This window comes from Actinopolyspora mzabensis, from assembly GCF_900101095.1.
In the GTDB taxonomy this organism is placed as follows: Bacteria; Actinomycetota; Actinomycetes; order Mycobacteriales; family Pseudonocardiaceae; genus Actinopolyspora; species Actinopolyspora mzabensis.
The window spans coordinates 75,471-94,517 of record NZ_FNFM01000004.1 but is presented as its reverse complement, the minus strand read 5'-3'; the positions used below and the strand labels follow the sequence as shown (position 1 = coordinate 94,517).

General features: G+C 67.3%; 17 protein-coding genes. 3 read left to right on the top strand and 14 right to left on the bottom strand.

The window, feature by feature from the left end:
- Positions 1–71 precede the first annotated feature (71 nt).
- From BLR41_RS07645 to thyX, 6 genes are all read right to left on the bottom strand, one after another.
- On the bottom strand, positions 72–2,714 hold the full coding sequence (locus BLR41_RS07645; protein WP_176797872.1) for an FtsK/SpoIIIE family DNA translocase: 2,643 nt from the start codon (positions 2,712–2,714) through the stop codon (positions 72–74).
- 544 nt (positions 2,715–3,258) lie between these two features.
- Positions 3,259–3,438 carry a hypothetical protein gene (locus BLR41_RS07640; RefSeq protein WP_245693977.1) on the bottom strand — a complete coding sequence of 60 codons (180 nt, stop codon included), beginning with the start codon at positions 3,436–3,438 and terminating at the stop codon, positions 3,259–3,261.
- 469 nt (positions 3,439–3,907) lie between these two features.
- Positions 3,908–5,599, bottom strand: coding sequence for an RNase J family beta-CASP ribonuclease (locus tag BLR41_RS07635; protein WP_176797893.1), 1,692 nt, complete (start codon positions 5,597–5,599; stop codon positions 3,908–3,910).
- A gap of 32 nt (positions 5,600–5,631) precedes the next feature.
- Positions 5,632–6,576, bottom strand: a complete 945-nt coding sequence (gene dapA, locus BLR41_RS07630) for a 4-hydroxy-tetrahydrodipicolinate synthase (RefSeq protein WP_092627311.1) — start codon at positions 6,574–6,576, stop codon at positions 5,632–5,634.
- Positions 6,577–6,811: 235 nt separating this feature from the next.
- Complete coding sequence (locus BLR41_RS07625) at positions 6,812–7,438, bottom strand: TIGR03085 family metal-binding protein (protein ID WP_092627310.1); 627 nt, start codon at positions 7,436–7,438, stop codon at positions 6,812–6,814.
- 89 nt (positions 7,439–7,527) lie between these two features.
- Complete coding sequence (gene thyX / locus BLR41_RS07620) at positions 7,528–8,280, bottom strand: FAD-dependent thymidylate synthase (protein ID WP_092627309.1); 753 nt, start codon at positions 8,278–8,280, stop codon at positions 7,528–7,530.
- A gap of 263 nt (positions 8,281–8,543) precedes the next feature.
- Here thyX and BLR41_RS07615 point away from each other — a divergent pair, with 263 nt between their 5' ends.
- Positions 8,544–9,089 carry a toxin-antitoxin system HicB family antitoxin gene (locus tag BLR41_RS07615; RefSeq protein WP_092627308.1) on the top strand — a complete coding sequence of 182 codons (546 nt, stop codon included), beginning with the start codon at positions 8,544–8,546 and terminating at the stop codon, positions 9,087–9,089.
- Positions 9,090–9,138: 49 nt separating this feature from the next.
- Positions 9,139–10,092: a DUF4097 family beta strand repeat-containing protein gene (locus BLR41_RS07610; protein ID WP_092627307.1), complete on the top strand. Its 954-nt coding sequence runs from the start codon at positions 9,139–9,141 to the stop codon at positions 10,090–10,092.
- Positions 10,093–10,241: 149 nt separating this feature from the next.
- On the opposite strand, the gene BLR41_RS07605 is transcribed toward BLR41_RS07610, so the two are convergent.
- Positions 10,242–11,453 (bottom strand): winged helix-turn-helix domain-containing protein, encoded by a 1,212-nt coding sequence (locus BLR41_RS07605; protein ID WP_092627549.1) that lies wholly within the window; start codon positions 11,451–11,453, stop codon positions 10,242–10,244.
- Positions 11,454–11,560: 107 nt separating this feature from the next.
- On the opposite strand from BLR41_RS07605, the gene BLR41_RS07600 reads away from it, so the two are divergent.
- A complete protein-coding gene (locus BLR41_RS07600; protein ID WP_092627306.1) occupies positions 11,561–12,118 on the top strand; it encodes a GNAT family N-acetyltransferase in 558 nt (185 codons plus the stop codon).
- Positions 12,119–12,134: 16 nt separating this feature from the next.
- Here BLR41_RS07600 and BLR41_RS07595 read toward each other — a convergent pair whose 3' ends face one another.
- The 7 genes from BLR41_RS07595 to BLR41_RS07565 all read right to left on the bottom strand — a co-directional run bounded on the left by BLR41_RS07595 (position 12,135) and on the right by BLR41_RS07565 (position 18,983).
- Positions 12,135–12,617 carry a tetratricopeptide repeat protein gene (locus BLR41_RS07595; RefSeq protein WP_092627305.1) on the bottom strand — a complete coding sequence of 161 codons (483 nt, stop codon included), beginning with the start codon at positions 12,615–12,617 and terminating at the stop codon, positions 12,135–12,137.
- Positions 12,617–13,423, bottom strand: a complete 807-nt coding sequence (dapB, locus tag BLR41_RS07590) for a 4-hydroxy-tetrahydrodipicolinate reductase (RefSeq protein WP_092627304.1) — start codon at positions 13,421–13,423, stop codon at positions 12,617–12,619. Before dapB ends, BLR41_RS07595 begins: the two co-directional genes overlap by 1 nt.
- Positions 13,424–13,622: 199 nt before the next feature.
- Positions 13,623–15,875: a polyribonucleotide nucleotidyltransferase gene (locus tag BLR41_RS07585; protein WP_092627303.1), complete on the bottom strand. Its 2,253-nt coding sequence runs from the start codon at positions 15,873–15,875 to the stop codon at positions 13,623–13,625.
- 284 nt (positions 15,876–16,159) lie between these two features.
- Entirely contained in the window at positions 16,160–16,429 is a 270-nt protein-coding gene (rpsO, locus tag BLR41_RS07580) for a 30S ribosomal protein S15 (RefSeq protein WP_092627302.1), read from the bottom strand.
- 214 nt (positions 16,430–16,643) lie between these two features.
- Positions 16,644–17,222 carry a 2'-5' RNA ligase family protein gene (locus BLR41_RS07575; RefSeq protein WP_092627301.1) on the bottom strand — a complete coding sequence of 193 codons (579 nt, stop codon included), beginning with the start codon at positions 17,220–17,222 and terminating at the stop codon, positions 16,644–16,646.
- 133 nt (positions 17,223–17,355) lie between these two features.
- Positions 17,356–17,865, bottom strand: coding sequence for a helix-turn-helix domain-containing protein (locus tag BLR41_RS07570; protein WP_092627548.1), 510 nt, complete (start codon positions 17,863–17,865; stop codon positions 17,356–17,358).
- Between the two features lie 137 nt (positions 17,866–18,002).
- Positions 18,003–18,983 (bottom strand): bifunctional riboflavin kinase/FAD synthetase, encoded by a 981-nt coding sequence (locus BLR41_RS07565; protein WP_092627300.1) that lies wholly within the window; start codon positions 18,981–18,983, stop codon positions 18,003–18,005.
- Positions 18,984–19,047 lie beyond the last annotated feature (64 nt).

Sequence of the window (19,047 nt, the reverse complement as noted above, 5' to 3'; positions counted from 1 at the left end):
GTCCCGGAGGGACGGATCGCTAAGGCACCGGTAACGGGGTTGCCACGGCGTATCGGAGCACCGCGGACGGCTCATTCCGTTTCCTCCGGGGGCGGACCACCCCGGATGGAATTCAGCGCACTGTCCAGGTCCTCCGGTTTGACCAACACCTCACGCGCCTTGGAGCCCTCCGAGGGGGCGACGACGCTTCTGGACTCCAGCAGATCCATCAGTCTGCCCGCCTTGGCGAAACCGACCCGCAGCTTCCGTTGCAGCATCGAGGTCGACCCGAACTGGCTGGTGACCACCAGCTCCGCCGCCTGCAGCAATACGTCCAGATCGTCGCCGATATCGGAGTCCACCTCCTTCTGCTGCCCCGCCTTGGCAACCGTGACCCCGTCCGCGTAGTCGGGTTCCGCCTGTTCCTTGGTGTAGCCCACGACGCGGTGTATCTCCTCGTCACTGACGAAGGAGCCCTGCACTCGGCCCGGGCGTGCGCCTCCCATCGGCAGATAGAGACCGTCACCCATACCGATCAGCTTTTCCGCTCCCGGTTGATCGAGGATCACCCGTGAATCGGTGAGCGAGGAGGTGGCGAAAGCCAATCGGGACGGAACATTGGTCTTGATCAGACCGGTGACCACGTCCACAGAGGGACGCTGGGTGGCCAGCACCAGATGGATGCCCGCCGCACGCGCCTTCTGCGTGATCCGAACCACCGCGTCCTCCACGTCGCGGGGTGCGGTCATCATCAGGTCGGCCAGCTCGTCCACGATCGCCAGGATGTACGGGTAGGGACGGTACTCGCGTTCGCTTCCCGGAGGAGTGGTGATCTCACCGGAACGCACCTTGGCGTTGAAGTCGTCGATGTGACGGACCCTGTTGGCCTGCATGTCCTGATACCGCTGCTCCATCTCCTCGACGAGCCACCCGAGGGCGGACGCCGCCTTCTTGGGCTCGGTGATGATGGGGGTGATCAGATGCGGAATCCCCTCGTAGGGAGTCAGCTCCACCATCTTCGGATCGATCAGGATCATCCGGACCTCGTCCGGGGTGGACCTCGCCAACAGCGAGACCAGCATCGAGTTGACGAAGCTCGACTTGCCGGAGCCGGTCGAACCGGCACAGAGCAGATGGGGCATCTTGGACAGATTGGCGGTGACCATCTGCCCCTCGATGTCCTTGCCCAGCCCTATCACCAGTGGATGCGTGTCGTTGGCCGCAGTCGGTGAACGCAGCACGTCGCCGAGCCGCACCATCTCGCGGTCACTGTTGGGGACCTCGATCCCAACCGCGGACTTGCCGGGTATGGGGGCCAACAACCGTACGTTGTCGTTGGCCACCGCGTAGGCGATGTTCCTGGTCAATGCCGTGATCTTCTCGACCTTGACCCCGGGACCCAACTCGACCTCGTAGCGGGTGACCGTGGGACCGCGGACGAATCCGGTCACCTCAGCGTCGATCTTGAACTGACGCAGCACCCCGTTGATCGCCTCGATCATCGCGTCGTTGGCGGTACTGTGCCGTTTCGCTGGATCACCTTCCTGCAGGACGTCGAGCGGCGGAAGGTGGTAATCCCCCTCCACGGTCCGGCTGATGGTGAGTTGCTGCGGCTCCTCCGGAGTCGCCCCGGTCGCCTGGACCGATGCGGCTCCGCCGCCCTCGGCCGCCTTCGACGAGGTGTCGGTGCGCGATTCGGCCCGCGGCTGCTCCGGCGTCGCGGCGGATTGGGCCGTACCGGCCCGCTCGACGGCGTCCTCGGAGTCCTCCCGTGAGGGTGATCCGGTCATGGCGGCCTGCCTGCGCCTGGCCGGTCGACGGAGCTCGGCACTGCCCGCATCGGACGGAGTAAGCTCCTCCTCGGCCGGTTCGGCGGCACCGTGTTCGGGATGGGCGAGCTGACGAAGTCGTTCGGGAACGTCGCGTACCGCGGTTCCGGTCAGCAACAGCACGGCGAACAGCGAGACCAACACGAGAACCGGCACCGCGACGACGCCGGTCATCCCATTGGCCAACGGGCCACCCGCGGCGTATCCGAGCAGCCCACCAGCCTCCGGCCATTCCTCGGCCCGACGGGGCGCCCCGGTCACGATGTGCAGCACACCGAGTCCCGCGAACAGCAGCAGCGCCGTTCCGACCACCATTCGCGGCCGCGCGTCGGGATTGGTCTCGGTACGCATGAGCAGTACCGCCACCGCGAACAGCACGAGGGGAAGCGCGAGTGCCGCCGAACCCACCACCGAACGCAGCAGCCAGTCGAGCCAGTGCCCGACCGGACCGCCCGCCTGCCACCACACGCCCGCCGCGGTGACCACCGCCACGGCCAGCAGGATCAGAGCCACTCCGTCACGCCGGTGCGCGGGTTCGAGCTCCCTGGTGCGCCCCAACGTACGCAACAGGGTTCCGGTCGTCCGGGCAAGACTGCGGCCCAGTTCGGAGCCCCCGCCCCCGCCCCGCGAGTTGCGGGAGTTGGCGCCCTTGGATCCGTTCCCCCGGTTGGTGGTGGAACGCCGTGAGCCGTTCTTGGCGGTGCGCTTGGCGGTGGCGGCATTTCCGGCGGAGGATCGACCGGATCGCGTCCCCCCGCTCCTGGTGCTCTTGGAGCCGGAACCGTTCGATGTGGACTTCCCGGAGCCGTTGGAGGTGGACTTCTTCGTGTTCGCCCCGGAGGAACCACGACGCTCCCCGCCGCCACGCGCGTTCGACCGCCCCTTACCCGTCGTGCCGCTGGCCATACCGAACACGGTATCGGTGCTCCGTCTCTCGTTCGACTTCCTCCCCGGCCTGCGGAGCGGAATTCCTCTCGGGCTCGGGGCCGATGGTTCCTGGTGCGCGGCCGATTGCCTTAGGCAGGATTCTTGCGAACCGACACCGGCTCCACAAGTGTCGCCGGGGACATCCCCCGCAGGCGCTCGAGCAGCGGGCGGGATGTTCCGCACGACGGTGAACCGCTTCCCGCCGAAATCACCCCCTGCCAAAGCCGGTCCCTGCCACGGAAAAACGCTCGGCGCCGCACACGATGTGCGACGCCGAGCGCTCCCCCTCCCCTGGTGTGACTTCGACCCGTACCGGTTCCCGTTCGATCGCTTTCCCGAGCGCGCCCACCCCGACAGCGCCCGTTGGGAAACGTCGCCGGTCCTACTCGTTCGGCTCGGTGTGCCCGACGGCTCCCACTTCACTCGCGCACCCGAAGACCGACTCGCCGGCTACGGGAATCCCGCCACACGTTTCCGCGGCGTGGGCCGGTCCTCGGACACCTCGCCGGGACCGGCCAACCGCTCAGCGAGCCGTGGGGTGGTCCACGATGGGTGCGTTGACGCACTTGCTGTTCTGCGAGGAGCCGATGTTGCCCGCGATGCCGAGCACACCGACGTTGTTCCCGCAGAGCTGGATCGGCAGGACGCTGACGTTGTTGTCGTTGAGGATGTTGATGCCGTCATTGTCTTTGCTGTCGGCCATGGCGGGCGACCCCACGGCCATGAGACCGGCGGCAGCTGCCGACACCGTCAGAAGGCGAAGCGACTTACGCACGATCGGACCCCAATCTGCGATCTACTTTTACTGCGGAGCGAACCGGGCGGACGAAAACACGAAAGTTTCCTCGCAAGCTTTCTGCCGACCGGCTGTTTTCCACATTGGCATCGCAGCCGGGAACGAGCGCGCGCAGTCACACCATCGAGGCAACATGACCACACGAAAGTGATGTTGCAAACAAAATGTGTCCACGATAGCCGGAGACACACCCGGGATTGTCCACCCGAAAGTGTCATCTCAGCAGTCCTGGGCCCACGGTTGTGGAAGGGAACGAAGCCCCCTCCCACGTATCGTCCGGTGGTGTGCTCCCGATCGAGGTGTGGGTTTCCACCGCAACAACCGTCGGGAGGTTCCGCCGAACGAGCAAACCTTGGACCCGAGTGGAAAGCGCGGTTCAGGAACCGACCGGGAGCACGTTGGGCACGATCATCGGACGACGCCGGTAGGTGTCGGCGACCCACTTGCCGACCGTACGCCGCACGGTCTGCGCGATGCGGTGCGTGTCGGTGATGCCCTCGGCCTCGGTTCGGGAGAGTTCCATCTCCACCAGCGGAACCACCTCGTCGAGAGCCTTGGGGTCGTCCGAGAAGCCCCGACCGGAGACCGTAGGAGGCGATACCGCGCGTCCCGTACCTGCTTCCACCGCCACCGTGATGGAGATGAAGCCGCCCTCACCGAGTACCAGACGATCGGACAACGTGGACTCGCCGACGTCTCCGACCGAGAGCCCGTCCACATAGACGTGTCCGACCTCGACGCGCCCCGCGATGCTCGCGACACCGTCGATCAGATCCACCACGACGCCGTCCTCGGCGATGACCACCCGGTCGGCCTGGACCCCGGTGAGTGTGGCCAGCTCGGCATTGGCCCGCAGGTGACGCCACTCCCCGTGCACCGGCATCACGTTGGCAGGCCGCACCGCGTTGTACAGATAGAGCAGTTCGCCCGCCGAGGCATGTCCGGAGACGTGCACCTTGGCGCTCCCCTGATGGACCACCTCGGCCCCCAGCCGGACCAGGCCGTTGACCACGCCGAAGACCGCGGTCTCGTTGCCCGGAATCATCGAGCTCGCAAGGATGACCGTGTCGCCGTGCTGGATGCTGATCTGCTTGTGCTCGCCACGGGCCATCCGTGACAGCGCCGACAGCGGCTCCCCCTGCGACCCGGTGGAGACGAAGACCACGGAGTCGGACGACATCTGCAGCGCCTCGTCCAGATCGACCAGGGCACCCTCCGGAACCCGCAGGATGCCGTGTTCGGCGGCGATCCCCATGTTGCGCACCATGGAACGCCCGACCAGACAGACCTTGCGTCCGTAGGAGGCCGCTACGTCGAGCACCTGCTGCACCCGATGTACGTGACTGGCGAAGCAGGCCACGATCACGCGTTGCGTGGCACGTCCTATCACCGAGTCCAGCACGGGACCGATCTCACGTTCCGGGGTGACGAACCCGGGCACCTCGGCGTTGGTGGAGTCCACCAGGAAGAGGTCGATCCCCTCACTGCCCATCCGGGCGAATCCGGCGAGGTCGGTCAACCGACCGTCCAGCGGCAGCTGGTCCAACTTGATGTCACCGGTGTGCAGCACGGTACCGGCGGGGGTACGGATCGCCACCGCCAGCGCGTCCGGAATCGAGTGGTTGACGGCGAAGAACTCGAGGTCGAACTCGCCGTGCCTGCTGCGCTGCCCCTCCTCGACCTCGACGAGCCGTGGCGTCAACCGGTGCTCCTGGCACTTGGCGGACAGCAGCGCGAGCGTGAAGCCGGAACCGATCACGGGCAGTTCCGGACGTTGCCGCAACAGGAAGGGCAGAGCGCCGATGTGGTCCTCGTGCCCGTGCGTGAGCACGATCGCCTCGATCTCGTCGAGACGGTTCTCGATCGGGCCGAAATCGGGCAGGATCAGATCCACTCCGGGGGAATCGTCCTCCGGGAACAGCACACCGCAATCGACCACCAGCAACCGACCGTCGTACTCGAACACGGTCATGTTCCTGCCGACCTCACCGATACCGCCGAGGGCGACCACCCGTAGCGCCCCCTGCTCCAGCGGAGGCGGGGCCGGGGTCGCCGACGTCGGTGCCAGGGGATGTTTCTCGGTCGACGTTGCGCGTGCTGTCAACGCGATGTCACCTCGGTTGCCGCATCGGGATTGACCAGGACCAGACCAGCATCCCACAGATCGCTGGCGATGATGCGCACCTGTTCGTCCGTGGCCGACGGCAACGGGAGCCGGGGCTGACCCGTCTCGTAGCCACACAGGCGCAGCGCCGTCTTGGAGAAGATCACACCGCCGACGAAGTTCATCGACCGATAAACCGGGAGCAAACCGTAATGGATCTCACGGGCGGTGGCGACATCACCGGACTCGTGCGCGTCCAACATCTGGCGCAGCCGGTCACCGACCACGTGACCAACCACGCTGACGAAACCGACCGCCCCGGTGGACAGCCAGGGCAGGTTCAGCGGATCCTCACCGGAATAGTACACGAGGTCGGAATTGGCGATCACATCGCTGCCCGCGAACAGATCGTGCTTGGAGTCCTTGACCGCCTTGATGCGGGGGTGCTCGGCGAGCCGCTTGAGCGTCTCGGTCTGGATCGGAACCACCGAGCGCGGTGGGATGTCGTAGAGCATCACGGGGAGCTCGGTGGCATCGGCGACCGTGGTGAAGTGCGAGTACAGCCCCTCCTGCGGCGGCTTGGAGTAGTAGGGGGTGACCACGAGCAGCCCGTGGGCCCCGGCCTTCTCGGCCGCGCGTGCCAGTTCCACGGAGTGCGCGGTGTCGTTCGTTCCCGCGCCCGCGACCACGGTGGCACGATCGCCGACGGCCTCGGAGACGGCGCGCAGCAGCCGTTCCTTCTCCTCGTCGGTGGTGGTGGGGCTCTCGCCGGTGGTTCCGTTGACGACCAGGCCGTCGTTACCCAGCCGGTCCACCAGATAACAGGCCAGCTGTTGCGCGAGAGCCGTGTCGAGATTCCCGTCCGTGTCGAACGGGGTAACCATGGCGGTGAGAACGCGCCCGAAAGGACGACCTTCGGTAGCTGTGGGACTGACGGTCATAACTGCTGACGCTACCCTCCGAGGACATCATCGGACGTGCCCGTCTCGGAACTGTGTCCCGGCAACGTCCGGGCGACGGAAACATCACGACGATTCGAACCGCAGCGAGGCGTTGTTCCGCGCCCGGCGCGAACAACACCCGGATTCTTTCACAACCCCGAAAAGTGAGACACGTCACTTCACTGGGTCGTCTCCCGGCCACGGCGGGCCCGACGGGCCCACCGGAGCCACTCGCTCAAACACTGCGGCGAAGATCCTCCACCGCCAACACGTCGGCCTCGTTCCCCTCGAAGGTGACCTGTGCGGGTTTCCTGCCGAAGGCGTGCAGCAGGAGCTCCTCGGACGAACCGAGGATGCGCACCGTCCGCGGCCCGTTCTTCGCGGAAATCTCGTGACCGTCCGGACGACGAAGCACCACGCCCACGGGGCTGCGGCCGTAGAAGTACCTGGCGGTGCGGGAGAGCGCCTTCCAGAGGGCCTCCGCACGCTCCGGGTCCTCCGGTCGCGGCTGCCAACCCGGTTGCGCCCGCCGGACGTCCTCGTGATGCACGTAGTACTCGGCGCTGTTCACGCCCTCGTTGACAGCCCCGATACCGAGCGGGTTCCACTTGGGCGGTCCCTGACGTACCCGGTCGACCAGCTCCTCCCACTGAAGTTGAGCCAGCTCACCCCGAACACGTTCCCCGCGATCGGCCAGCGCCTTCAACAGCTTCCCGCCCGCCGCGTCCGGGCGGTGTTCCCGCACCACCAGGTGAACGGCCAGATCACGCGTCGACCAACCGTGACACAGTGTCGGCGCCTCCGGACCCAGCCGCTCGAACAGATCACACAATTGCTGACGTTCGTCGTTAGCCACACCCATGCCCGCACTCTAGCCTGGACATCCGGGTGAGGTCCGCGCGAGGAGGTGATCCACGGCCCCCAGTGGATCGTCGAAGGCCACGAGGCGTATCAGCCCTCGGTCACGTACGGACTCGAAGCCACCTCGGTCCCATCCCGCAGTTCGGTGATGTCGAAGTCGCCGAAGACGTTGGGGGCCACTCCCCGCAACTGCCTGAGGCACTCCACCGCCAATCCGCGGATCTCCACATCGGCGTGCTCACTGGCGCGCATCGCGACGAAGTGCCGCCAGGCGCGGTAGTTGCCGGTGACGACGATGCGCGTCTCGGTGGCGTTGGGCAGCACGGCGCGGGCCGCCTGCCTGGCCTGCTTGCGGCGCAGCGTCGCCTTGGGCTCGTCGGCGAACTTGTCCTGCAGCGCCTGTTGCAGATCCGCGTAGGCCTCCAGGCCCGCCTTGGTCGCGGCCAGGAACTTCTCGTGCAGCTCGGGGTCCTCGGCGATTATGTCGGGCTCGACCATGCCCGCGTCCCGTTCCGGGACGTAACGCTGCGACAGCTGGGAGTAGGAGAAATGCCGGTGGCGGATCAACTCGTGGGTCAACGAGCGGGAGACGCCGCTGATGTAGAAGGTCACGGTTCCGTGCTCGAGCACGGAGAGATGCCCGACCTCCATGATGTGGTCCAGGTAGCCGGCGTTGGTCGCGGTGGCGGGATTCGGTTTGCTCCAGGACTGGTAGCAGGCACGACCCGCGAACTCCGCCAATGCCTGCCCCCCGTCGGCATCGGTCGACCAGTCCACGTCTTCGGGCGGGAAGAACTCGGTCTTGCCGATCAGCCGTACCTTCGGTGGAACGATCTCGGTCACGGCGGGCGAACCCCTTTCCTGCGTAATACGGCCGGCGCGATGCCACCGGCGATGACTCCCCCGGGAGGCCCGCACCGGCGATCGGCGTGGCCACTTCCCTCGTCGAACACCCTAACGACCCGGGTTCGCCGGTTCGAGGCGCGGTACACGGTGGTGTTCGGGGCCCTCGTGCTCCGCCGCCGACACCCGAACGCCCCACGGAACCGGGATGGCGACACCACGAACCTCTTGCTGTGACATCAAAATGACGTCATGGTGATGTCATGGATCTGAGCTCACACATCAACCAGCTCCGTGAGGACCTGAGCGCGGCAGCCTCGGTGGGTGACGAGAACACCCGGCACGCCGCGACACTGCTGTCCGGGGCGCTGGAGCCCGCGATGCGGCTGACCCTGATGAACGCACTGTCGGATCTGGCCGCGGAGGTGACCACGCAACTGGACGGTCCCGTGGTCGACGTACGCCTAGAGGGCAGGGACGTACGCGCGGTGGTTAGTGGAGCCGGGGAACAGCGGCGGGAACCTCCGGAGGAGGAACCGCCGCAACCACCACCCGGCGCCGACAGCGGTGACATCAGCAGAATCACGCTGCGCCTGCTGGACGAGATCAAGGGCCAGGCCGAGCATGCGGCCTCCACGCAGGGAGTCTCCCTGAACACCTGGGTCGCCAGGGCGGTACAGGGGGCGTTGCACGGAACCCGTCCCCCCGGCACCTGGAGTGGCAGCGGGAGCGAGCAGCCCGGAGACTCCGGGGAATCCCGGCAGGACGAGCCCGCATCCTCCCGACTGAGGGGGTGGGTCAACGGTTAATCCGTCCACCGCGTCCTCCCGTAGGGGCTCACCGAAGGAGAACAACACCTTGAGCGAACATTCGGCACCACCACCCCGGGAACTGCTGCGCACCCACGATTTCCGGGTCACGGGACCGGTAGAACTGGACCTGAGCAACGGAGTCGGACCGGTCGAGATCGTGCTGGAGGAGTCCGAATCGGTGCACGTCGAAGTGAGGCACGAACCGGAGCACGGCTACCCGGACTGGCGTGGCGGACTCAGCGGACTGCTGAACTGGGTCAGCGAGCAGTTCAACGAAACCGGGATCAAACCGGGCAACGGGCGGGGCAACAGCGGTGGCCGCGAGGGCGATCGCGAGCTGAACGCGGCCGCGGAGGCGGTGAATCAGACCCGCGTCGACATGACCAACAGCAGAGTGGCCGTTCATCCGCCGACCACGGTGCCGCTGCGTTCGGTCCCTCTCTCGTTGCTGGTGCACGCACCGAGCGGCTCGCGGATCAACACCCGAACCGGCCCCGGGTCGATCCGGGTCACCGGCGGTGCGGGCCGCATGAGTCTGCAGAGCGGTTCCGGATCGGTGGTCACCGAGGAAGCGAACGGCACCGCCACGGTCCGGACGGGCTCCGGGCTGCTCCGGCTGGGAAACATGCGCGGGGGTGTACAGGCGCGCAGCGGCAGCGGGCGGATCGAGATCTCCTCGACAGCGGCGGCCTCATCAGTGGTGACCGGTAGCGGCAGCGTGTGGCTGGGCAGGGTCGCCGACGACCTGCTGGTGCGTTCCGGCAGCGGCAACATCACGGTGGCCGAGGGCGCGGCGGGGCAAGTGGAACTGATCACCGGCTCCGGCGAGCTGCAGTTCGCCGTGGGGCACGGGGTCACCGCGGAAGTGGATCTCACCTCCTCCACCGGCAGCATCTCCAGCGAGCTGGAAGTGGCCACGGAACCACCGGCGACGCCGCCCCAGCTGAAGCTGTTCGGCCGCACCGGCAGTGGACAAGCGCTGTTGACCTCGGCTGTTTGAGCACCGGTGGGGTTCGTCGACCGCGCTCCGTCGAACTCGCCTCGTACGAGCACCTCCGGTCTCGCCGCGGTGGCCCGACCACGGGCAGCAGTGGGCCACCGACTCCTGCCGGCGTAGCGGCAACGGGCACGGAGCGGACCGTCCGAGGGTCACGCCACGAGGCGCAATCCGGCGGCGAGATCACCACGCTCTCCGACGAGCACCTCGTCCAACCCGAGCCAGTCGGCCATCTCCCGCAGGGCGACGCCCAACTCCGAGGCCACGCGGTCCCTGTCCACCTCCGGTTCGGCGAACGCCCCCGGAACGCGCAACACACCAGCCCGCCGATCCGCCTTGAGATCCACCCGCGCCACGATCCGATCGTCCAGCAGGAACGGAAACACGTAGTACCCGTACTCCCGCTGCTGCCGGGGCACGTAGATCTCGATGCGGTACCGGAAGCCGAACAGTCGCTCGGCCCTGGGACGGAACCAGATCAGCGGATCGAACGGGCAGAGCAGTGCCCGAGCTCCGACCGAACGGGGCGTACGAGCACCGCGATGCAGGTAGGCCGGCTCCGACCACCCCTCGACGGCGACGGGGCGAAGCTCGCCCTGCTCGACGAGTTCGCTCACCGCCGCGCGGGAACGCTCCGGAGACAGCCGGTAGTAGTCCCGCAGATCCGGTTCGGTGGCGATGCCGAACGCACGGGCGGCACGCGAGACCAGCGCGCGCACGGCCTCGTCCTCCGGCGGGTCCTGGGCCAGGATCTCCGGGGGCAGCACGCGCTCGACCAGATCGTAGTGGCGTTGGAAACCGCGTCGGGTGGCCGTGGTCAACTCCCCGGCGGCGAACAGGAGTTCACAGGCGTGTTTGGTGTCCGAACGGTTCCACCAAGTGCCGGTTCCCACCTTGGCTCCGCCGATCTCACGTTCCAACTCCGCCGCGCTGACCGGACCGCTCTCCTTCACGGCGGTACGCACCTCGTCGGTCAGCCCGGGGGCGCGCTGCGACAGCTGACGGTAACGGCGCCGGGAGGTGTCGGCGTACTCCCGCATCCGCCAGCGCAGCAACGGCCAATCGGCCAACGGGAGCAACGAGGCCTCGTGCGCCCAGTACTCCACGAGCATGCGAGGACGCCGGGAGTTCGGATGCCAGGCCGCGGCGTCGAGCACCGACCTGTCGTAACCGCCGATCCTGCTGAACAGGGGCATGTAGTGGGCACGCACCGCCACGTTGACCGAGTCGAGCTGCAGCAGGTTCGTGCGTTTCAGAACGCGACGCAGCAACCCGCGGTCCGAGGTGCCGGTTGCCGGAGGGTCGGAGAATCCCTGGGCCGCCAGCACTGTCCGTCGAGCCTCCGCGATACCGATCGTGCGCATACCGGGCAATCCTGCCAGCGGGCACCGACGCGCCGGGTATCCGTGCGCCGATCGGGTTTCGGCCACCACCACTGACCCCGTCGGGGTGGACACGTTAGGTTTTCGGCATGGCCGACGCCGAGGTACGGACCGCCACAGTCGCGGACGCGGCAGAGATCGCCCGGATTCAGCTCGGCACCTGGCGCAGCGCCTACTCGGAGCTACTGCCGCCCGGTGTGTTGGAGGAGCTCACCCAGGACACCACCGAACAGCAGTGGTCGGAGGCCGTAGCGGAGAACGCGACGACGGTGCTGCTGGCCACGGAGGGAAGCTGGACGGTCGGCTTCTGCGTGGGCGGTACCGCTCCCGCAGCGGAAACGGCCGCGGCGGACGGCTCCGTACCGGAGGACGCGAACCACACCGTGCTCGTGAGCAGCCTGCTCGTGGAGCCGCGTTGGGGACGTCGGGGGCACGGTGGCAGACTGCTCGGCACGCTGGCCCAACGGCTGCGAGAAGCGGGCAACACCCGAGGCATCGCATGGATCCCGGAGGCCGACGAAGCGTCCATGGCCTTCTACCGCGGGGTCGGTTGGGAACCGGACGGAACGGTCCGGACCCTGGACGCGGGGGGCAGACCACTGCGCGAACTTCGCGTCACCGGAACTCTGGAGCTGCGTTTCGAGTGATTCAACGGGGTGCGGTTCACGCGGAATCCCGCCGTTCCAGCTCGATGGCTCTGCGCATCGAACGACGGCCGCGGTTCCGGTCACCCGCCAGATCATAGGCCTGCGCCAGGGCGTACCACGCCCGCCAGTCGTTCGGGGTCCGCTCCAGTTCCGCGCGCTTGGTCTCGAACCACTCGTCGGCGGCCTCGCGCCGCACTCGGCCCGAGGGACGAAGCGGCAGATGCGACACGTCCGGCAGCGTCCCCTCGTCACTCATCCGCTCCGCGAGGTGCTGCGTACGCATCCCGAACCGGATCTGGTCGATAACCAGGAGGGCACCGAGGACCGGCAGCACGAAAACCGCCACGCCGAGCACCGCGAACGCCGGAACACCGCTGAGCAGCATTGTCACCGCCCGCCGTCCCAGCAGCACCAGGTACACCGCGAGCACGAGCGCGAGCAGCAACGCGGCTCCGCGCGCGCCCGGCGACCACGAACGGCGTTTCGCGTCCTCGGACATCACAGCCCCAGCAGGGGATCCAGGCCCACGGTGACTCCCTCGCGGCGGCCGACCTCGCGCACCGCGAGCAACAGCCCCGGCATGAAGGAACGCCGGTCGTAGGAGTCGTGCCGCACCGTCAGCGTCTCCCCCTCGGTGCCGAACAGCACTTCCTGATGCGCGACCAGGCCGGTCATGCGCACCGCGTGCACGTGGACGTCGTCGATCTCCGCACCCCGGGCGCCCCCCGGGTCCCTGGTGGTCGCGTCGGGCATGGGCCCCAGTTCCGCCTCGGCCCTGGCCTGCGAGATCATCCGCGCGGTCCGGGCCGCGGTCCCGGAGGGGGCATCGGCCTTGCGGGGGTGGTGCGATTCGACGATCTCGGCCGAGTCGAAGTACCTCGCCGCGATCTCGGAGAACTTCATGGCCAGCACCGCCCCGATGGCGAAGTTCGGGACCACGAGCACGCCGATCCGCGGCTGTTCACCCAGCCACCCCTGAATTCTGCTCAGCTCCTCGGTACCGACACCGCTCGTGCCGACCACGGCGTGGATACCGTGCTCCACGCAGAACGCCAGGTTGTCCATGACCGAATCCGGATGGGTCAGATCCACCGCCACCTGGACCCCGGCCTCGGACAATCCACGCAGCGAATCCTCCCGATTGATCTCGGTGACCAGTTCGGTGTCGGCTGCCTCCCCGAGGGCCCGAACGGCCTCGGACCCCATTTTCCCGCGCGCACCGAGTACCCCGACCCTGATCGGCTCCACCGGCTCGACTCCTTTCGAAAGCTGCACGATCCCCTGCGGGCACGATATTGCTCGCATCCCCCCGGCCGGCGCACCGTCCCCCGCGAGCGACGAGGAGCGGACGGGGCGTGCAGTGGCCACCGACGAGTGCGGCCCGCCCGGAGAGTTCCGGGCGGGCCGGGTCACGTCGCACGGACCGTCATCATCGACTCGGAACTTTTGACCGAGGTTCGGCCTGTCGGCGTTCCCTGCCGGGAACGCCGGTTCCGAAGGATCTTCACTCCGCCTCTGACGGCTGCTGCACCGAGGCCTCGTCGACGTTGACCGACTCGGACTCCTCGTCGACCGGAACCAGGCTGATCTTGCCCCTGCTGTCGATGTCGGCGATCTCCACCCGGAGCTTGTCGCCGACGTTGACCACGTCCTCGACCTTGCCGATGCGCTTGCCGTTGCCGAGCTTCGAGATGTGGACGAGACCGTCCTTGCCCGGCATCAGGGAGACGAAAGCACCGAACGCGGCGGTCTTCACCACCGTTCCGAGGAAACGCTCACCGATCTTGGGCAGCTGTGGGTTGGCGATCGAGTTGATTCGATCGATGGCCGCCTCCGCGGAGGGGCCGTCCGAAGCGCCGACGTAGATCGTGCCGTCGTCCTCGATGGTGATCTCGGCACCGGTCTCCTCGGTGATCGTATTGATCATCTTGCCCTTCGGGCCGATGACCTCACCGATCTTGTCCACCGGAACGTTGATCGAGGTCACCCGCGGTGCGTGCGGGCTCATCTCGTCCGGAGACCCGATCGCCTCGGCCATGACGCCGAGGATGGCCAACCGGGCGTCCCTGGCCTGTCCCAGCGCCTGCCCGAGCACCTCGGAGGGGATGCCGTCGAGCTTGGTGTCCAGTTGCAGGGCCGTGATGAAGTCCTTGGTGCCCGCGACCTTGAAGTCCATGTCGCCGTAGGCGTCCTCGGCACCGAGGATGTCGGTCAGCGCCACGTAGTGGGTCTGCCCGTCCACCTCGTCGGAGACCAGCCCCATGGCGATGCCCGCCACCGGGGCCTTGAGCGGAACACCGGCGTTCAGCAGCGACAGTGTGGAGGCACAGACCGAACCCATGGAGGTGGAACCGTTGGAGCCCAGCGCCTCGGAAACCTGCCGCAGCGCGTAGGGGAACTCTTCCCTGCCCGGCAGTACCGGGACCAGTGCGCGTTCGGCGAGCGCACCGTGCCCGATCTCACGCCGCTTCGGCGTACCCACTCGACCGGTCTCGCCCGTGGAGTAGGGCGGGAAGTTGTAGTGGTGCATGTAACGCTTGCTGGTGTCCGGTCCGAGGCTGTCGATGGTCTGCTCCAGCCGGAGCATGTTCAGCGTCGACACCCCGAGAATCTGTGTCTCGCCGCGTTCGAACAGCGCCGAGCCGTGTGCCCGGGGAACCACACCCACCTCGGCCGAGAGACCGCGGATGTCGGTCAGGCCACGGCCGTCGATGCGGACCTTGTCCCGAAGGATGCGCTGGCGGACCAGTTTCTTGGTCAACGCCTTCAGCGCGGCACCGAGCTCCTTCTCCCTGCCCGCGAAGGCCTCGCCCTCCTCGACGCCGACCCGCTGCAGCGTGATTTCCTTCAGCTCGTCGAGCCGCTGCTCCCGCTCCTGCTTGCCGCCGATGGCCAGCGCCTCGGCCAGCTCCCCGGAAACGGCCTGCTCCACGGCGGTGTAGGCGTCCTCGGCGTAGGCCGGGTAGACGGGGTACTCCTCGGTGGCATCGCCGGCGGCCTCGGCCAACCGCTGCTGCGCCTCGCAGAGCACCCGGATGAAGGGCTTGGCCGCCTCCAGACCACCCGCGACCACTTCCTCGGTGGGCGCCTGAGCACCTTCGGCGAGCAGCTCGTCGGTCCCCTCGGTGGCCTCGGCCTCGACCATCATGATCGCCACGTCGTCACCGACGATGCGTCCGGCCACGACCATGTTGAACACGGACCGCTTGAGCTGTTCGTGGGTCGGGAAGGCGACCCACTGGCCGTCGATCAGCGACATCCTGGTGCCGCCGACCGGGCCGGAGAAGGGGAGTCCGGACAGCTGGGTGGAGGCCGAGGCCCCGTTGATCGCCAGCACGTCGTAGGAGTCCTCGGGGTTCAGGCTCATGACCGTGACCACGACCTGCACCTCGTTGCGCAGCCCCTCGACGAAGCTCGGGCGAAGTGGGCGGTCGATCAGCCTGCAGGTCAGGACCGCGTCGGTGGAGGGCCTGCCCTCCCTGCGGAAGAAGGAGCCCGGGATACGGCCCGCCGCGTACATCCGCTCCTCGACGTCGACCGTCAACGGGAAGAAGTCGAGGCTGTCCTTGGGTTGTTTGGAGGCGGTGGTGGCGGACAACAGCATGGTGCCGTCGTCCAGGTAAGCGGTGACGCTGCCCGCCGCCAACTTGGCCAACCTGCCGGTCTCGAAACGGACGGTGCGTTGGCCGAATTCACCGTTGTCCAGGACGGCGGTGCTTTCGTACACCCCGTCGTCGTATGACTGCGAGTCTGTCAACTCATGCTCCTAGAAATTGCGGGCTCCTCCGAACGCAGAGACCACAACGACCGCACGCAGCGTGGTCCGACGGGGCCGGTCATCGATCGAAGCCCAGGGGATGTTCATTCCGGCACCCCCTGTGGCCACTACCGAGGACCGGCGAAGGCCTCTGCTTGGCAGCGGTGTGGACTCTGTGTTGGAAACCCTGTGTCGCTTGCCGGTCGTGATCCGGACGTCGCTCGTGGAGTTCCACTCCATACACCAAGGGGAGTGGCAACGCGGCCACTCCCCCGGGCGAACTGTCAGCGGCGCAGTCCCAGTCGCTGAATCAGCGAGCGGTAGCGCGTGATGTCGACCCGCGTCAGATAGTTGAGCATCCGACGGCGACGGCCGACCATCAGCAGCAAGCCACGACGCGAGTGGTGGTCGTGCTTGTGTTCCTTGAGGTGCTCGGTCAGCCCCGAGATCCGGTGGGTCAGCAGGGCGACCTGTGCCTCGGCCGATCCGGTGTCGGATTCGTGCAGGCCGTACTCGGACAGAATCTGCCGCTTGTCGGTAGTGGACAGCGCCACGAGTGAGTCTCCTTGTTTTTCGTGTCCCGTGCCGCCGATACCGTGCTGGGCACGACATCGGATTACGTATCGTCACCGTTCGGTTGAAGCCAAACACTCGAAGCTGGCAATCACCCGTCTGGCTGATCTCCGGCCGCCACGGACCGCAGCCGGAGGCTGCCACCGAGCATAACAGGGAGACCGGCGAAAAGCGGTATACCCGCTGCGAGGCGTGTCACCGAGGATTCAGCGGAACCCGGTACACCGTCCGATAGGTCAGCATTCCCGAGTGCCGCTCACTGGCGACCACGTCGAGCGAGCCCGCCGACCAGGCCGGTCCCACATAGCTGTTCAACCGATCGGTGAGCCGATCGGGCTCCACTCTACCGCCCGACCAGCGAGCGACCGTAACGTGTGGGCGGAAACGCCGCACGTCCGCTCCTGCCAGCAGGGCCACCCTGCGCAGCACGGGTGCGACCCCACCGCTGTCGACCTCGTTCTCCGGCGCGACCCCCACCCAGAGCGCGCCGCGAAACGTGCCGGCCCCGGCCAGGCACAACGGCGGCACGGCGAACTCCGGTTCGCTCTCGTGGAGTTCGGCCACCCCGGCCCGTAAACGGGCGGCCACGGTGTCCGGATCGGCGTCGTCACCGTGAAAGCACAGGGTCATGTGCCACCGGCGGGGCGGGATCGGACGGAACCCGCGCGTCCGCTCCGCTCCACCCGACCACTTACCGCGCCGGTTTTCGTGCAACACGGCGGCAAGGTGGGCGACGGCGGCTTCGGAGGGCCAGAACGCGGTGAACAAACGCATCAGGAATCCTCCCGAGGTCCACCAGCGGGGGTGTCGCGTTCCGCACCGGGACGCGTCCCACGTTCGCCGTCACGGCGTCTCCACGGCGAGTCCCGGGCCGAACCTCGGGCAGTGCCCCACTCGCGGCCACCACTCATGCGGGTCTGCTGTCCTCGGACCTGGTCTCGCCGGAAGCGGCTCTTCGCAACAGCCCGGCCAGGGCGGGATGGTAGCCGTCCAGCAGGTCGGCAGCCCATTCCAGCTCGTGCGGCTGGGCGATCTGCCGCAGGGCGGGCCGCACCGCTTCCTCACCGTTTCCCACCTGCCGAACGGGCATGCTGTCCCTTCCGAGCGCGGGCCGGGAGTCCTTGACGTCCTCGAGTGCCTGTTGCATCGCTTCGGACTCCCCGGCTGCCACCCCCGGGGTGAACACCTTGCGTTCCAGCATGACGAGCCTGGCCAGCACGGAGGGATTACCGATCTTGGCACGCCTGCCGCTCATCACCTGGCTGAGCATCGGTGCGCTGATCCCCAGTACTTCCGCCAACTGAGCCTGTGAAGTGCGGTAGGCGACCACCAGTCGCCGTACCCGATCGCCCAGCGGTTCGCCGTACCACTGACGTTGCAACGCCAGATTCCGCTGGACGACCTCGCGTTCCTGCACGTTGGCTCCCCCCGGCTGCCGTTCGGATCGATGAACCCTCTCGAGTTCCGAATATTGCCAGGCCGACGACATGCACGGGGCCGGAATCCGAAAAATGTTTCATAATGCCTGGTTAGTCAACCGTACGGCGGACCGGATCACCGCGGCATGAGGAGAGCACGTGTCTCGGCCACGTCCTGCGCCATCCGAGCGACCAGTTCTTCGGCCGAGTCGAAGCGAACCATTCCGCGCAACCGCTCCACGAAGTCCAACTCGGCGTACTCGCCGTAGAAATCGCGATCGACATCCAGTACGAACGCCTCCACGGTGCGCTCGGTGCCGGAGAAGGTGGGATTGCTCCCGACCGAGACCGCGGCGGGCAGGGTCTGTTCCGGCTCCGTCGCGCCACGCTGCCGATGTGTGAACCAACAGGCGTAGACCCCGTCGGCAGGTATGGCCGCGAACTCGGGGGTGGACAGATTGGCGGTCGGGTATCCGAGTTCCCTCCCCCCTCGGCCGGTGCCGCGAACGACGATCCCCTCCAGCCGGTGATAGCGCCCCAGCGCGGCGGCAGCGGCGGCCACGTCACCCGCGTCGACACAGGAACGCACGAAGGTCGAGGAGAACGTGACCGGCGGTTCGTGCTGTTCCACCCCGTCGGTGTGGCCGCCCAGCAGTTCGGCGGACTCGGCCTCGAAACCGAACCGCTGCCCGAGCGTGTGCAGCAGGTTTATGTCCCCCGCTGCCTTGTGGCCGAAGGTGAAGTTCTTGCCCACCACGACGACCGCGGCGTGCAGCCGCTCCACGATGATCTCGTGAACGAATTCGTCGGCGGGCATTCGCGACATTTCCGCGGTGAACGGGAGCACGCAGAAAACGTCGACTCCCTGTTTCTCTGCCAGTTCGGCCCTGCGCTGCAGGGTGGTCAGCTGGGCGGGATGACTGCCCGGGCGGACCACCTCCGCCGGATGTGGGTCGAAGGTGACCAGTACGCACGGCAGACCGCGCTGGCGCGCCCGCCGCACCGCCTGCCCGATCAGTTGCTGATGCCCCCGGTGCATCCCGTCGAAAACTCCGATGGTGACCACACACCGGCCCCACCCACTGGGAAGCTGCTCCAAGCCACGCCAACGCTGCACGGCTTTCCACCCTATCTAGCCGTGCGTGCCACACGGGCGGGACCTGGGCGTGTCGCCGCGAAGA